This window comes from Gammaproteobacteria bacterium (genome assembly GCA_037388465.1).
In the GTDB taxonomy this organism is placed as follows: Bacteria; Pseudomonadota; Gammaproteobacteria; order SpSt-1174; family SpSt-1174; genus JARRKE01.
On the sequence record JARRKE010000012.1, the window covers coordinates 39,809 to 53,764 of the forward strand.

A 13,956-nucleotide genomic window follows, 5' to 3' on the forward strand; every position below is an offset into this window, starting at 1 on the left:
TATATTATTCATTCATAATAAAAACCCCTAGGGGCGGAGGAGCGCAATGCCACCAGCACGCAGGCCGGTATTCCTGAACCTGTTCAAGATCAGGCTGCCAATTACGGGCATAACCTCCTTTCTGCACCGAGTGAGCGGCGTGCTGCTGTTTCTGGCGATCCCTTTCTCGATCTACGCCCTGGACCTTTCGCTCAGCGGTCCGGCGGGATACGGCAAGGCGGTCGAGCTGTTTAACAAACCGTGGATTGCCCTGTTCACCATTCTTGTGCTCTGGTCGCTGGTTCATCACCTGCTTGCCGGTATCCGTTTCCTTTTCATCGACATTGACCTCGGCGTCGACCGGCTGACGGCGCGCCGCACCGCCTGGACCGTGGTCGTCAGCGCCGTGGCGATCGCGCTGCTGCTGGCGGCCTGGGGGTGGCTGAAATGAATCGCGTCCTGAGCGGTCTGCGGGCCTGGGTGGTGCAGCGCATGAGCGCGGTGTACCTGGCCCTGTTCGTCATCTACGTCGCGTTGCATACCTTGCTGGCGCCGCCCGGCGATTACGGTGCCTGGCGCCAGTGGATCGGCGAGCCCGGCATGCTGCTGGCCGTCTCGCTGGCCTACGTCGCGCTGTTGCTGCACGCGTGGGTCGGCATCCGCGACGTCGTTCTCGATTACATCCATCCCTTCATCCTCAGGCTCTTCGTTCTGTTCGCCATCGCGCTGTTTCTGGTCGGCTGCGGACTCTGGGCCGGACTCGTCTTGCTCAAGGTCGTGCTCGTATGAATATCACCCGCAGAAAATTCGACGCCCTGATCATCGGTGCCGGCGGCGGCGGTCTGCGCGCCGCGCTTCAGCTCGCCCACGCGGAGGCCAACGTTGCGGTCGTCTCCAAGGTCTTCCCGACACGCTCGCATACCGTCGCCGCCCAGGGCGGCGTCAATGCCGCCCTGGCCAATGTGCTGCCGGACAACTGGCACTGGCACATGTACGACACGGTGAAGGGCAGCGACTGGCTGGGTGATCAGGACGCGATCGAGTACATGTGCCGCGCCGCCTCCAAGGTCGTCTACGAGCTCGAGCATTCGGGCGTGCCGTTTTCCCGTCTCGACGACGGCAAGATCTACCAGCGCGCCTTCGGCGGCCAGAGCCAGAACTTCGGCGGCGACCAGGCCGTGCGCACCTGCGCCGCGGCCGACCGCACCGGTCACGCCATCCTGCACAGTGATCAACACCGGCGACGGCATGGGCATGGCGCTGCGGGCCGGCGTACCCCTGCAGGACATGGAGTTCTTCCAGTTCCACCCCACCGGCATCGCCGGGCGCGGCATGCTGATCACCGAGGGCGCGCGCGGCGAGGGCGGTTATCTGGTCAACGGCGAGGGCGAGCGTTTCATGGAACGCTACGCTCCGCACGTGAAGGATCTCGCCAGCCGCGACGTGGTCAGCCGCGCCATCTATCTGGAGGTCAAGGAAGGCCGCGGCTGCGGACCGCGCAAGGATCATTGCCTGCTCAAGCTCGACCATCTCGGCGCCGACGTCATCAAGCAGCGCCTGCCCGGCATCCGCGACATGTGCCAGACCTTCCTGCACATCGACCCGATCGATGCGCCGATCCCGGTTTATCCGACCAACCACTACACCATGGGCGGCATTCCCACCAACCGCCATGGGCAGGTGGTGGTGCCGGTCAAGGACACCCCCGAGGAGCCGGTGTTCGGACTGTACGGCGCGGGCGAGTGCGCCTGCGTGTCCGTGCACGGCGCCAACCGCCTGGGCGGCAACTCCCTGCTCGACATCCTGGTGTTCGGGCGGGCCGCGGCCAATCACATCATCGAGCACCTGGCGGAAAACCGCTATCACCGTCCGCTGAACGAAGCGGGCGTGGAACGGGCGATGGCGCGCCTGACGCGCTGGGACGCCAAGGGCGAGGGTGAAGCGCCGGAGGCGATCCGCCGAGAACTGCAGACCGCCATGGAGGAACACTTCGGCGTGTTCCGCCGCGAGGATGTCATGCACGAGGGGCTGGACAAGGTGAAGGTACTGGCCGAACGCCTCAAGGACGCGCGGCTGCAGGACCACAGCCGGGTGTTCAACACCGCCCGGGTCGAGGCGCTGGAAACCGAGAACCTGATGGACTGCGCGCTGGCCACGGCGACCTCGGCGCTGGCGCGCCAGGAAAGCCGCGGTGCCCATTCGCGCATCGACTATCCGGAGCGCGACGACGCCCACTGGATGCGCCACAGCCTCTACAACCTGCAGACCGACTCGCTGGATTACAAGCCGGTGCGGACCAAGCCGCTTACCGTGGACAGCTTCCCGCCGAAGGAGAGGGTGTACTGATGCGCTTTTCGATTTACCGATTCGACCCCGAAAAGGATTCGCAGCCCTACATGCAGGACTTCGAGCTGCCGGACGCGGAAATCAAACCGGGCATGATGCTGCTGGCCGCCCTGATCAAGCTGAAGGAGCAGGACGAGACCCTCAGCTTCCGCCGTTCCTGCCAGGAAGGCGTGTGTGGCTCAGACGGCATGAACATCAACGGTCGCAACGGCCTGGCCTGCATCACGCCGCTCGCCTCGCTCAAGGAACCGGTCGAGATCCGTCCGTTCCCGGGCATGCCGGTGGTGCGTGACCTGGTGGTGGACATGGAGAATTTCTTCCATCAGTACCGCTCGACCCAGCCCTACCTGATCAACGAAGACCCGGAACCCGAGGTGGAGCGCCTGCAGTCGCCGGAGGATCGTGCCGAACTGGACGGTCTGTACGAGTGCATCCTGTGTGGCTGCTGCAGCGCAGCATGCCCGTCCTACTGGTGGAATCCGGAGAAGTTCCTCGGCCCGGCGGCGCTGCTGCAGGCGGCACGCTTTATCAAGGACAGCAGGGACCAGCAAACGGACGCACGCCTGGAACAGCTCGACGACGCCTACAAGCTGTACCGCTGCCACACCATCATGAATTGCACCCAGGTCTGCCCCAAGCACCTCAATCCGACCAAGGCGATCGGCGATATCCGCAAGCGGATGCTGAAAAAGTCGGTGTAATGGGCGAGCGCGAACGACTCGCCTGGCGCTGCCGGCGGGGCATGCTGGAGCTGGATCTGATGCTGCGGGGGTTTCTGGAGCGCGGCTACGATCAACTCGACGAAACGGGGCAGGCCGGTTTTCTGCGCCTGCTCGACTATCCCGACCAGACGTTGCTGGAAATCCTCATGGGCCGCATGCAGACGGCCGATCCGGTATTGAGACATGTCGTTGAGGCCATCCGCGCCCACGCTGCGCATTGAACCCCGCCCGTCCCGCTGGCTGCTGGGCTGGACGCTGGGCCTGCACCTGCTTGCCGCGCTCGCCGTCTTGCTTGCCGGATTCACGCTTTACCTCACGCTGCCGCTGGAATGCCTGGTGCTCGGCTCCTTGTACGCCACTGTCGGACGTCGCCGCCAGACCGTGATCACGCAAGCGGCATGGGATGCGGACGGGCAATGGAAAGTTGCGGGTCCCGGTTTGCCATGGCAGCCGGCAACCCTGTGCGACGATACCTGGGTGGGCCCATGGCTGGTCATCCTGAATTTCAGGTTCGGTGACAAACGGCGGCACATCACCCTGCCGCTGTTCCGCGATGCGGTGGACGCGGATATCATGCGCCGCCTGCGCATCCGGCTGCGCCGCGAAGCCGGGCGCCCCGTGCGAGACCCCATGCAGCCTGAGGGATAACGCGGCCACCTACGAGCCCGCGGTATAATCGGCTCTTGTTCGTTGTTGCCCCGTGAATACCGACATGCCGACCGTTCAGGAACAGCTGGATCAGCTTCTCAGCCAGGATCCCGATCACTTCTATACGGAAGACGAACTCGACGCCATCGAAGAACTCGACGTCGAGCTCGCCCTGCGTATCGACCGTGCGCAGACCCTGGCGGCGCGCGAGGCCGGGGAGGCACCCGCCGAAGAGCCGATCGACGAGGAGAAGGTGAGGGCGGCCGTGGAAGAGGCGCGCCGCATCCTCATGCAGGACGGCGGCGACATCGAATTCGTCGACATCGTCGATCGCACCGTGCACGTGCGCCTCAAGGGTGCCTGCGTCGGCTGTCCGCGTGCGACGCTGGATCTGCGCAATGTGGTCGAGCGCCTGATCCGCTCCAAGGTGCCCGGTGTGGCCGAGGTGGTGAATACGTTTTAGAGGGTGAGGCGTAAAGGGGTAAGGCGTGAGGTGTATCTATTCACCTCATCCCTGACGGTCGTTCACGTTCCCTCCTGACGCCATACGCTTCACTCCTCACGTTAGGTAATCACCGTCGGATGTTCCCGCCCAGTATGATGCTGAATACCGGCGATGTGGTCTGCCAGGTGGATAAGCTCCGCCAATGCCTTCTGGGTATCGCGGCTCTGCTTTTCCACATCCGGTTCGTATTCCTCGATGTAAACCCGCAGGGTTGCGCCCTTGGTACCCGTGCCGGAAAGGCGGTAGACGATGCGTGCTCCGTTCTCGAAACCGATGCGCAGGCCCTGGTGTTCGCTGGTGCTGCCGTCGATGGGGTCGGTGTAGGCGAAGTCGTCTGCGTAGGCCACGCTGTAATCGCCGAAGCGTTTGCCCTGCAATTCGCCGAACTGGGCGCGTACGTGTTCGACCAGCGCGTTGGCGCCGTCCGTTTCCACGCCTTCGTAATCGTGTCGGGTGTAGTAGTTTCGGCCGAAGCGCCGCCAGTGGTCGCGCACGATCTTTTCCACCGGTTCCTGCTTCACCGCCAGCAGGTTGAGCCAGAACAGCACGGCCCACAGGCCGTCCTTTTCGCGCACGTGGTTGGAGCTGGTGCCGAAGCTTTCCTCGCCGCACAGCGTGACACGGCCGGCATCGAGCAGGTTGCCGAAGAATTTCCAGCCGGTCGGGGTTTCGAAGCATTCGATGCCCAGGCTGTCGGCGACCCGATCCGCCGCCTGGCTGGTTGGCATGGAGCGGGCGATGCCGGCGATGCCGTTGCGGTAACCGGGCACCAGGTGGGCGTTGGCGGCCAGTATTGCCAGGCTGTCGCTGGGGGTAACGAAAAAATGCCGGCCCAGGATCATGTTGCGATCCCCGTCCCCGTCCGAGGCGGCGCCGAAATCCGGGGCATCGCGGCCGAACAGGATCTCCACCAGCTCCTTGGCGTAGGTCAGGTTCGGATCGGGGTGGCCGCCGCCGAAGTCGGGCAGGGGCTGGCCGCGCAGAACGGTTCCCGGCTGGGCACCCAGGATCTGCTCGATGATCCGTAACGCATACGGCCCCGTGACGGCGTGCATGGCGTCGTAGCGCATGCCGAACAGTCCCGAGTTGAACAGCTGGTGGATCTGGTCGAAGTCGAACAGTTCCTGCATCAGCTCCGCGTAATCGTTCACCGGATCGATCACCTCGACCGCCATGTCGCCCAACTGGTGCTGCCCGGGGTGGTCGATGTCGATATGGCCGCTGTCCAGGGTCTGGTAGACGCTGATGCCCTTGCTGTATTCGTACAGGGCCTCGGTGACGGCTTCGGGTGCCGGGCCGCCGTTGGCCACGTTGTACTTGATTCCGAAGTCGCCCTGGGGACCGCCGGGGTTGTGGCTGGCCGAGAGGACTATGCCACCCTGGGCGCGGTATTTGCGGATCAATGCCGAGACGGCCGGCGTCGAAAGCAGGCCACTCTGGCCGACCATGACCCGCCCTATGCCGTTGGCGGCGGCCATGCGCAAAATGGTCTGGATGGCCTCGCGGTTGTAGTATCGGCCATCGCCGCCGAGCACCAGCAGGCCGCCCCGGAGCCCGGTCTGGGTATCGAACAGGGACTGGACGAAGTTCTCCAGATAGTGGGTGCGTTTGAAGGTGGTGACGGATTTGCGCAGTCCGGAAGTCCCCGGACGCTGGTCTGTAAACGGAGTGGTCTGGCGGGTGACGATGTTCATGTTGGATGAATGTTGGCTGTGAATGGGCCGTGCTAAGATTCTGCCATGCAGATTACACTCAATTGCCGAAGCTGCGAGAGTCCGAGACCCCAGAGTTTCGCGGCGCTCATGGAGATGTATGAGGCGAATTATATTCGTCTGCGCTGTCTCTGCGGCGATATCCATGCCCTGCCGGACGAGTCAGTTTCGGCGGTGCCGGATGCATTGCCACTGTACTTGCACGTTCTCGAGCGCTGCAAGTACACCACCACGCTCAACCTGACCTATTACTTTCAGGAGGCGGGCGAGCTCACGCCCCGCCCGGACCTGACCCTGCGGGTCTACCACGACGCCCGTCAGGTTGAAGTCATGAGCCGCTACTGCAATGACAAGGGCGGGGTGGTTTCGACCGAGGACGTGCTCCGCCATCCCGAGCAAAGCGCCCTGTTGTGCAAATGGCGCCTGAACCGCTTTCTCTACAAGTGGTTGTCCTATTGCCTGCGCCAGAATCACGGCTTCGCCCTGAAGCCTGGTAATTCTGACTATTATTCTCAATTTCTCCCTCAGTTAGCCTGATATTCCTTCTCAGGAATATCGTTTAACTACCTGTTATTAAATGAAAAATACCTGTATTCGGTGTAGGTCTTACGGCTGGAACTATTCTTGACTAGTTTGGTCAACAATTGTATAAAGCATCTACCCAACTCGTAATTTGGTACACCGTCAAAGTCGGGGTGAGAGACATGAAGTTATCGACCAAAGGCCGTTATGCCGTTACCGCAATGCTGGATCTGGCGATTCATGACCGGATCGGGCCGGTAACGCTGGCCGACATCTCACAGTGCCAGGGCATCTCGCTGTCCTATCTGGAGCAGCTGTTCGCCAAGCTGCGCCGTGACAAGCTCGTCGAGGGCGTGCGTGGTCCTGGCGGCGGCTACCGGCTGGCCCGACCTGCCGATCAGATCACCATCGCCCAGATCATCGATGCCGTGGATGAAAAGGTGGACGTCACCCGCTGCGGCGGCAATGAGGACTGCCAGGAAGGCGAGCGTTGCCTGACGCACGAGCTCTGGAACGATCTGAGCCAGCGTCTGTACGACTTCCTCGACGGCATCACGCTGGCTGAATTCATGGACCGTCCCGAGGTGCGTGAGATCGCCGAGCGGCAGGATTACGATTCCCATCGCCACTATATGATGTTCAACAGCACAGCCGCGTGAGGTGGCTATGAGCGGTAGTGACCTCAATCTGATGATTTATTGGACTATGCGGCGATACGCCGGTGGACGAACGGACTGAAAAGCGTCGAATGGGTGGCGCACTGAGCTGCCGCCCCAACTGAACAACGGAGGACCCCATGGCCTATAGCGACAAAGTCATCGACCACTACGAAAACCCGCGCAACGTGGGCAGCGCCTCCAGCTCCCTGCTGACCGAATGGGTGAAGGGCAAGACCCTGACGGAAGCGGGGGAGATCAAGAACACGCAGATCGCGGAAGAGCTGGCGCTGCCGCCGGTGAAGATCCACTGCTCGGTACTGGCGGAGGACGCCATCAAGGCGGCCATCCACGACTACCAGAGCAAACACGAGGCAACTCCCGAGCAGAAAACGGCCTGACGGATCAGGTCTCTGCCGGAGTCAGTGGGGGCGGCCCAGCCATCGGGCCGCCTTTTTTTATGGCCGGCTTAATGCTCGAGCCGCAGGGCGGCGATGCGCCGCTTGAGTTCCGCGATGGCCGTGTCATTGGCGGCATGGCCGTAGCGGGCCTGGACGTACAGGTCGTTGATGGCACGCAGCGCCTGTGCCGATGCGGGCAGTTGCCGGCTGGCCCGCCGGATGAAATCGGTCGGGCCCTCGTAAGGCTGGCGCTGGATGTCCAGTCGGGCCAGGCGCTGCAGCAAACCGGCGTAGACTCGCTCAAGTGGTGTGCGGCGCGCGGGCCGGTTGCGCCAGGCGAAGATGCCGGCGTAGAGGGTTAGCAGCAACGCGAGTCCTGCCACCATGCCGCCGATCAGCGCGGCCGGGCCGTAGCCGGCCAGGCCGAGCCGCTCGAGCAGCTCGCGCTGCTTTTCCGGACCGAAGGCGACCACCCAGTCGTTCCAGTAGAAATTGACGCTGTCCCACACCATGCTGAGCCGGTTCATCAGCGAGGTGCGGTAGTCCTGACGCAGGAAAGAGGGCACGTTGGCCGCATTGCCGAGCGCGCCGCCGATGCCTTCCGAAACGCGTTCCGGCGATACCGCGGCGGTCGGATCGACCCGCACCCAGCCGCGTCCTTTAAGCCAGACCTCCGCCCAGGCGTGCGCATCCGACTGGCGCACCAGCAGGTAATTGCCCAACGGATTGTACTCACCGCCCAGGTAGCCGGTGACCACCCGCGCCGGAATGCCCGCGGCGCGCATCAGCACCACGAAACTGCCGGCATAGTATTCGCAGAACCCGCTGCGGGTGCCGAACAGGAAGTCGTCTATCGGATCGCCCTGCAGCGGCGGCGGAGAAAGCGTGTAGCTGAAACCCTGGGTGTGGAAGTAGTTCAGTGCATCGCGCACCACCGCCGCGTCGTCGGACGCGGCCGCACGCCAGCGTCCGGCCAGGGCGCGGGCCCTGGGCGCGGCATTGCGCGGCAGCTGCAGGGCGAGGCGCTGTTCATACTTTGTCAGCTTGGGGTCGAGGGTGTATTTGAGATAAGAGGTCACCGTGTACTGGTGCACGTCGGTGATGGGATGCTGCGTCAGCAGCATGTGGTCCGCGGTCATCTGCGCGTCCGAGGTCGCGCCCGGCATGTCCAGCGCCAGCACCCAGTGCTTGTTCGTGGGCTGCATCATCACCGTGTAATGGATCGCATCGGCGGTGCGTTGCAGCCGCTCGGGCGTCATGCCGCGCTCGTGGGTCATGTGCCAGGTGCGCCCGTCGTAGAACCACAGCACGGGCCCGCGCCAGTAGCGTGCCGCTTCGGGCGGCGGGTTTCCCCGGAACGTGGCGCGGAATGCCACCGCATTGGATTGCACCAGCTGTGCGAAGGCGCCCGGCGTCATGGTGTCCGAAAGCCCGGTCCTGGCGATCTGCTCGTTCTGCTGCAGACCGGCCAGCGGGGATGGCAGACGCGGAAACAGCAGGAACAGCACGATCATCATGGGGATGGACTGCACCAGCAGCCACAGCGCGGTGCGCAGGCGTTCCTTCGGACTGCCGCTTTCACTCTGGGTCAGGCCGATCAGCGCGGCGGTCTGCGCCACCACCACCAGTGTCATGTACAGGGCGGCGGGGATCGACTGGCTGTAGAAAAAGCCGGTGATGACGATGAAATAGCCGAGAAAGGCGACCAGCATGCAGTCGCGCAGGTTGCGGGTTTCCAGCGCCTTCAATCCCACCATCAGCAACAGCAGCGCAACGCCGGGATCGCGCCCGGTGAGCTTGTGGAAATAGGCGACCACGCCGAACAGGGCGAGCAGCCCGAGCAGGATCAGCAGGCCCCGCCCGGGCAGGCCGCGCTGCGTGCCGGCCAGCCACGCGCGCAGTCCCAGGCCGAGCAGGGCGCCGATCGCGAATACCGGTGCGGTGAAGAACAAATGCGGTACCACGGCCAGTGCCACGGCCAGCATGAGCCACTGCAGCGCGCGTGGCGGCAGCGGACGCAGCTCCAGGCTCGGTTTGGCGGCGGCCTGACTCATGCCGCGTTGCCGCGTGGGAGGTCGTGCAATGCCAGGGCACGCAGGCAGTGGTCGCGGTGCACCTCGCCGTGGTCCGGTACGTATTCGATACCGGGCAGGCGCAGGCCGTAGCGCAGCCCCTCCGCCTCGGCATCCAGCACCCAGCGGCACAGGATGGACAGGCGCAGCTCGGGTTCGATGCCGTGCAGCACGCCCCAGTCCAGCCAGACCTCCTCGCGCCCCGCGCCGTGAAACTGCTTGGTCAGCAGGTCGTCGCTGCGCGCCGCCGCCTTCCAGGCCACGTGGCGCAGCGGGTCGCCTTCGGCGTAATCGCGCAGGCCGCTGAAATCCTCGCTGCCCTGGCCGGCCTGGCCTTCACCCGGCTTGCTGCCGGCGGCGCGCGGCAGAGGGCGGTCGGTGGTGATGGGGCGCGGGTAGACCAGGCAGGCGCTGTCGTAGCTCAGCCAGCTCCAGGCCTGGAACAGGCCGAGCGGATAGCGGCTCAGGATGCGGAACCGGCCGGGTTCCAGCCGGCCGCGGCGGGTCGCGGGGACACGCAGCACGGCGGTTTCATTATCTTCTGCCGGCACGTCGAACACGCTGAGCGGGCCCTCCTGCCATTGCAGGGCGAGTGCGTAGCGGACTCGGCGTGTGGGGTTTTCGATCTGGTAGTGAAACACCGCTTCCTGTCCCGCGAACACCGGCGCCACGCCGTTGAAGCGGATATTCAAACCCAGCAGGTTGCGATGGGTCTGCCACATCGCGTTGGCGCCCAGGCTGGCCAGCAGAAAGGTCAGGATGAAGGCCATGCTGTTGCTGTAGTTGATCGAGCCCAGCAGCATGACGAATACCAGCAGGCCGTAGTACAGCCCGTGGCGGGTCGGCAGGATGTAGATGCGCCGGCGGTGCAGGCGGATCGCCTGGCTGGCCGTCCGTTCGTGACGGGTGATCCAGCGGACGAACCGCTCCTGCAGCGGGGAGAGCAGGGCGCTTAATGCCATTGTCAGGCGACGGCGACGGACTCGATCAGGTGGCGGGTGAGGGCTTCCACGGGCTGACTGTCGTCGACCGGGCGTAGACGGTGGCCCGCCACGGCCGGCAGGATGACCTGCACGTCTTCCGGTTGGACGAAATCGCGACCTTCGATCAGCGCCCAGGCCTGGGCGCCATGCAGCAGGGCGAGACCGGCGCGGGGCGAGAGGCCCTCGCGGTAGCGTCCCGGTTCGCGCGAGGCGGCGAGCAGGGCCTGCACGTAGTCGACGATGGGTTCCGCCACGTGGATCTGCCGGACTCGGGCCTGCAGGCCGAGCAGGTCGGCCTCGCTCATGGCCGGTTCCATGGACTCGATCAGGTCGCGCCGGTCCTGTCCCATCAGCAGGGCGCGCTCGGCATGCTGATTGGGAAAGCCCAGTTCGATGCGCATCAGGAAGCGGTCGAGCTGGGATTCGGGCAGCGGGAAGGTGCCGATCTGATGGCGTGGGTTCTGCGTGGCGATGACGAAAAACGGTTCCGGCAAGGGGCGGGTCATGCCCTCCACGGTCACCTGATGTTCCTCCATGGCCTCGAGCAGGGCGCTCTGGGTCTTGGGGGTGGCACGGTTCACCTCGTCGGCCAGGATCAGCTGGGCGAAGATCGGCCCGGGATGAAACTGAAAGCCGCCCGTTTCGCGGTCGAACACCGACACGCCGAGGATGTCCGCGGGGAGCAGGTCGCTGGTGAACTGGATGCGCTGGAACTGCAGCCCCAGCACCTTGGCGAAGGCATGGGCGAGCGTGGTCTTGCCTACCCCCGGCAGGTCCTCGATCAGCAGGTGTCCGCGCCCCAGCAGGCAGGCGAAGGCAAGCTTCAGCTGGTGGTGCTTGCCGAGGATGATGCGATCCAGGCCTTGCAGCACGCGCTGGATGCGCAGGTCGGGAGAAGGGTTTCCGGTAGGTCGCTGAGCCATATCCTTGCCTGACTAGTTGCTTTAATAAGTCTTTTTAACTGCTTGTTATTAAACAATTGTTTCCTTGAATTTCAGATGGCCGGGCCGATTTTCCGAAACACGGCGGCATCGGTCGATCAGTGTCGCATGTCCCGACCCAGTTTACATGCCATGTTTGATGTCCGCCTTCCCCGACCGCCTGTTGGCGGGATAGGTGGTGGCAAAGCCGACCACCATGGCGATTTGCATCATGAACCAGTAGACCGCGCTGTCCACCGTCGGATCCTGCCGGAACAGGACCATGAAGGCGAATGCGATCCGGCTCGGGATATCGAGTGATGAAACGGCGTTCACTTCATCCGTGCCATTCGCATAAAAATAACTTTAACTAAGTTATTTAACTTTATGTTAAATAAGAGATAAATTAAGGGAAACAAACCGTGAGGCGGAAGCCTCAGCCGCTTCGCCGATGAGTTTCAAAACTAGCCGGGATCCCGCGCATATTCAAAAACACGCGACCAAATAAATGGTGTCGACTTCATACAGGGACATCGTGTGAATTGCCCGGTATGATGCGCACCCATCGTCGACTGGAGTCATGATGTTCATGCAACGCTGGCTGCTTCTGTCCCTGGCCCTGCTTTCGTGCTTGCCACTGATGGTAGCCGCTCAGGAGCCGCCGTCACCGGCGGCGCAGGTAGCGCGGACGGATGAAGGCACGCACCATCATCCCCATCCCAGGGCCTGTGTTCACATCGAAGGTGCGGCGGCACGGCTCCAGTGCTACGACCGCGTGTTCGGCCGGAAACAGACGGAGACGGAGACGCAAAGCGAACCCGACACCGACAACCTGTTTCCTTTCGAGCCCACGGAAGAGGGGCAGGCGGCGGACATGTCCGGGTCCCTGCTCGACAGCCGCTGGGAGCTGAGCCAGCAAAGCAAGCTGGGGATTTTCAATATCCGGGCCTACAAGCCGCTCTATATCCTGCCTTTGTTCTACAGCGACAACGTCAACAAGACCCCTTCCTCCCCGAACCCTGACCGCACGGTGACCAGCCCGCTGAATATCCAGCCGGTGGAGGTGAAATTCCAGCTCAGCTTCAAGGACAAGCTCTGGCAGAACGTGTTCGGTCGTTACGGCGATCTCTGGTTCGGCTATACCCAGGTCTCCCATTGGCAGTTCTATAATGGCGCCACCTCGCGGCCCTTCCGGGAGACCGACTACGCGCCGGAGGTGATGATGGTCTTCGCCACCGACTATCCCATTTTCGGCTGGCGCAGCCGTTTGATGAGCGTCGGCATCCTGCACCAGTCCAACGGCCGTTCAGATCCGTTCTCGCGTAGCTGGAACCGGGTGACCTTCGCCGTGGGCCTGGAGCGCAACGACTGGACCCTCACGCTGCGTCCCTGGGTGCGGATTCCCCAGGACAAGAGCGACGACGACAACCCCGGTATCAGCGATTACATGGGGCGCGGTGATCTATTGCTGGTGCATGAATCAGACGGCAACGAATATTCGCTGATGCTGCGCCACTCGCTGCGTGGCGGTGACAAGAACCACGGAGCCATGGAGTTCAACTGGGCCTTTCCGATCAGGAACAGTCTCAAGGGGTATTTACAGGTCTTCAACGGTTACGGCGAGAGTCTGATCGACTACAACCACCGCGCCCTGTACGTCGGCCTGGGGGTTTCGCTGTCCACCTGGTACTGATCGGCGCCTTAAAACGGCGGCAGGATGACGGGCGCCTCGGCGTCGTCGGGCAGGGTGGTGGATTCGTCCTTGAGGTTTACGCCGGTCAGGCCTTTCTGGCGTGCGGCCGTGATCAGATAAAGCAGCTTGTGTGCGGCCGCCCTGATGGGCAGTCCCTCGGGCCGCACGTTGCTGATGCAGTTGCGTTCCGAATCCATGCGCCCGGTTTTGGGCTCCCAGGTCATGTACACCCCCAGGCTGTCCGGCGAACTGAGACCGGGGCGTTCGCCGATCAACAGGACCAGCAGCTCGGCGTTCAGCGCCTGGCCGATTTCATCGCCCAGCGCCACACGCGCCTGCTCGGCCACCACCAGCGGACCGATGCTGATGTCGCGTTGCTGCAGTTCGGGGACGACGGTGGCAAGCAGGTCGCCGGCGTGCCGTTCCACCGACAGGGCCGACAGACCGTCGCCGATCACGAAGGCCACGTCGCAGCCCACGGCCGAGGCCGGGTCAGTTTGCAGGCGAGCCTGATCGCCCTCATTCAACAGTCGCCCCAGATCCGGACGCTGCAGATAGATGGCGCGGTCCGGCGCCTGACTGTGCACGCGGTGCACCGGCAGGCCAAGCGGTTCGAGCTGCGTCAGCAGGCCTTCGACGTCCAGCGGACGATGCACGGCATCGCGCGCCTTGGCGTGTGCGAGGCGGAACTCCAGCACGGCGTCGGTGGGCAGGCTGCCGCCGGCGTGACCCAGCGCGATGCGCGCGTCGGTGAAACGCTTGAGAAAGACCCAGGGGTCGCGGCGGGTGGAAAGCGC

15 protein-coding genes and 2 pseudogenes are annotated in these 13,956 nt (G+C 63.6%); 11 read left to right on the forward strand and 6 right to left on the reverse strand.

Features of this window, described 5'->3' with window-relative positions; genetic code table 11:
- Positions 1 to 46 precede the first annotated feature (46 nt).
- The 7 genes and pseudogenes from sdhC to P8Y64_04065 all read left to right on the forward strand — a co-directional run bounded on the left by sdhC (position 47) and on the right by P8Y64_04065 (position 4,158).
- Positions 47 to 430, forward strand: coding sequence for a succinate dehydrogenase, cytochrome b556 subunit (gene sdhC / locus P8Y64_04035; protein MEJ2059641.1), 384 nt, complete (start codon positions 47 to 49; stop codon positions 428 to 430).
- Positions 427 to 768 carry a succinate dehydrogenase, hydrophobic membrane anchor protein gene (sdhD, locus tag P8Y64_04040; GenBank protein MEJ2059642.1) on the forward strand — a complete coding sequence of 114 codons (342 nt, stop codon included), beginning with the start codon at positions 427 to 429 and terminating at the stop codon, positions 766 to 768. The genes sdhC and sdhD overlap by 4 nt, the downstream gene beginning before the upstream one ends.
- A pseudogene (locus P8Y64_04045) lies at positions 765 to 2,325 on the forward strand (FAD-binding protein). Before sdhD ends, P8Y64_04045 begins: the two are co-directional and overlap by 4 nt.
- Positions 2,325 to 3,026: a succinate dehydrogenase iron-sulfur subunit gene (locus P8Y64_04050; protein MEJ2059643.1), complete on the forward strand. Its 702-nt coding sequence runs from the start codon at positions 2,325 to 2,327 to the stop codon at positions 3,024 to 3,026. Before P8Y64_04045 ends, P8Y64_04050 begins: the two are co-directional and overlap by 1 nt.
- The gene (locus tag P8Y64_04055; protein ID MEJ2059644.1) at positions 3,026 to 3,268 is read left to right on the forward strand and encodes a succinate dehydrogenase assembly factor 2; all 243 of its coding nucleotides are present in this window, start codon (positions 3,026 to 3,028) and stop codon (positions 3,266 to 3,268) included. Before P8Y64_04050 ends, P8Y64_04055 begins: the two co-directional genes overlap by 1 nt.
- Positions 3,231 to 3,695 (forward strand): hypothetical protein, encoded by a 465-nt coding sequence (locus P8Y64_04060; protein ID MEJ2059645.1) that lies wholly within the window; start codon positions 3,231 to 3,233, stop codon positions 3,693 to 3,695. The genes P8Y64_04055 and P8Y64_04060 overlap by 38 nt, the downstream gene beginning before the upstream one ends.
- Positions 3,696 to 3,789: 94 nt before the next feature.
- Positions 3,790 to 4,158 (forward strand): annotated as a pseudogene (locus tag P8Y64_04065) (NifU family protein).
- Between the two features lie 101 nt (positions 4,159 to 4,259).
- Here P8Y64_04065 and P8Y64_04070 read toward each other — a convergent pair.
- Complete coding sequence (locus P8Y64_04070) at positions 4,260 to 5,894, reverse strand: alpha-D-glucose phosphate-specific phosphoglucomutase (protein ID MEJ2059646.1); 1,635 nt, start codon at positions 5,892 to 5,894, stop codon at positions 4,260 to 4,262.
- A 45-nt stretch (positions 5,895 to 5,939) separates the two neighbouring features.
- On the opposite strand from P8Y64_04070, the gene P8Y64_04075 reads away from it, so the two are divergent.
- The 3 genes from P8Y64_04075 (at position 5,940) to P8Y64_04085 (ending at position 7,491) form a co-directional block, all read left to right on the forward strand.
- Positions 5,940 to 6,449 carry a DUF1249 domain-containing protein gene (locus tag P8Y64_04075; GenBank protein ID MEJ2059647.1) on the forward strand — a complete coding sequence of 170 codons (510 nt, stop codon included), beginning with the start codon at positions 5,940 to 5,942 and terminating at the stop codon, positions 6,447 to 6,449.
- A gap of 167 nt (positions 6,450 to 6,616) precedes the next feature.
- Positions 6,617 to 7,093, forward strand: coding sequence for a Fe-S cluster assembly transcriptional regulator IscR (iscR, locus tag P8Y64_04080; protein ID MEJ2059648.1), 477 nt, complete (start codon positions 6,617 to 6,619; stop codon positions 7,091 to 7,093).
- Between the two features lie 137 nt (positions 7,094 to 7,230).
- Positions 7,231 to 7,491 carry an iron-sulfur cluster assembly scaffold protein gene (locus P8Y64_04085; GenBank protein ID MEJ2059649.1) on the forward strand — a complete coding sequence of 87 codons (261 nt, stop codon included), beginning with the start codon at positions 7,231 to 7,233 and terminating at the stop codon, positions 7,489 to 7,491.
- A gap of 68 nt (positions 7,492 to 7,559) precedes the next feature.
- Here P8Y64_04085 and P8Y64_04090 read toward each other — a convergent pair whose 3' ends face one another.
- The 4 genes from P8Y64_04090 to P8Y64_04105 all read right to left on the reverse strand — a co-directional run bounded on the left by P8Y64_04090 (position 7,560) and on the right by P8Y64_04105 (position 11,802).
- Positions 7,560 to 9,545, reverse strand: a complete 1,986-nt coding sequence (locus P8Y64_04090; GenBank protein MEJ2059650.1) for a DUF3488 and transglutaminase-like domain-containing protein — start codon at positions 9,543 to 9,545, stop codon at positions 7,560 to 7,562.
- Positions 9,542 to 10,525, reverse strand: coding sequence for a DUF58 domain-containing protein (locus P8Y64_04095; protein MEJ2059651.1), 984 nt, complete (start codon positions 10,523 to 10,525; stop codon positions 9,542 to 9,544). Before P8Y64_04095 ends, P8Y64_04090 begins: the two co-directional genes overlap by 4 nt.
- Before the next feature lie 2 nt (positions 10,526 to 10,527).
- Complete coding sequence (locus P8Y64_04100; protein MEJ2059652.1) at positions 10,528 to 11,469, reverse strand: MoxR family ATPase; 942 nt, start codon at positions 11,467 to 11,469, stop codon at positions 10,528 to 10,530.
- A gap of 141 nt (positions 11,470 to 11,610) precedes the next feature.
- Positions 11,611 to 11,802, reverse strand: coding sequence for a DUF4396 domain-containing protein (locus tag P8Y64_04105; protein MEJ2059653.1), 192 nt, complete (start codon positions 11,800 to 11,802; stop codon positions 11,611 to 11,613).
- A 253-nt stretch (positions 11,803 to 12,055) separates the two neighbouring features.
- On the opposite strand from P8Y64_04105, the gene P8Y64_04110 reads away from it, so the two are divergent.
- Positions 12,056 to 13,159 carry a phospholipase A gene (locus P8Y64_04110; protein MEJ2059654.1) on the forward strand — a complete coding sequence of 368 codons (1,104 nt, stop codon included), beginning with the start codon at positions 12,056 to 12,058 and terminating at the stop codon, positions 13,157 to 13,159.
- 8 nt (positions 13,160 to 13,167) lie between these two features.
- Here the strand turns inward: P8Y64_04110 and eutC are convergent.
- Positions 13,168 to 13,956, reverse strand: a 789-nt coding sequence (eutC, locus tag P8Y64_04115) for an ethanolamine ammonia-lyase subunit EutC (GenBank protein MEJ2059655.1), incomplete at its 5' end; no start/stop codon positions are given.

Excerpts from the sequence above, each read along its gene's own strand:
- sdhC (MEJ2059641.1), top strand. The coding sequence starts at position 47 with ATGCCACCAGCACGCAGGCCGGTATTCCTGAACCTGTTCAAGATCAGG.
- sdhD (MEJ2059642.1), top strand. The coding sequence starts at position 427 with ATGAATCGCGTCCTGAGCGGTCTGCGGGCCTGGGTGGTGCAGCGCATG.
- P8Y64_04050 (MEJ2059643.1), top strand. The coding sequence starts at position 2,325 with ATGCGCTTTTCGATTTACCGATTCGACCCCGAAAAGGATTCGCAGCCC.
- P8Y64_04055 (MEJ2059644.1), top strand. The coding sequence starts at position 3,026 with ATGGGCGAGCGCGAACGACTCGCCTGGCGCTGCCGGCGGGGCATGCTG.
- P8Y64_04060 (MEJ2059645.1), top strand. The coding sequence starts at position 3,231 with ATGTCGTTGAGGCCATCCGCGCCCACGCTGCGCATTGAACCCCGCCCG.
- P8Y64_04070 (MEJ2059646.1), bottom strand. The coding sequence starts at position 5,894 with ATGAACATCGTCACCCGCCAGACCACTCCGTTTACAGACCAGCGTCCG.
- P8Y64_04075 (MEJ2059647.1), top strand. The coding sequence starts at position 5,940 with ATGCAGATTACACTCAATTGCCGAAGCTGCGAGAGTCCGAGACCCCAG.
- iscR (MEJ2059648.1), top strand. The coding sequence starts at position 6,617 with ATGAAGTTATCGACCAAAGGCCGTTATGCCGTTACCGCAATGCTGGAT.
- P8Y64_04085 (MEJ2059649.1), top strand. The coding sequence starts at position 7,231 with ATGGCCTATAGCGACAAAGTCATCGACCACTACGAAAACCCGCGCAAC.
- P8Y64_04090 (MEJ2059650.1), bottom strand. The coding sequence starts at position 9,545 with ATGAGTCAGGCCGCCGCCAAACCGAGCCTGGAGCTGCGTCCGCTGCCG.
- P8Y64_04095 (MEJ2059651.1), bottom strand. The coding sequence starts at position 10,525 with ATGGCATTAAGCGCCCTGCTCTCCCCGCTGCAGGAGCGGTTCGTCCGC.
- P8Y64_04100 (MEJ2059652.1), bottom strand. The coding sequence starts at position 11,469 with ATGGCTCAGCGACCTACCGGAAACCCTTCTCCCGACCTGCGCATCCAG.
- P8Y64_04110 (MEJ2059654.1), top strand. The coding sequence starts at position 12,056 with ATGCAACGCTGGCTGCTTCTGTCCCTGGCCCTGCTTTCGTGCTTGCCA.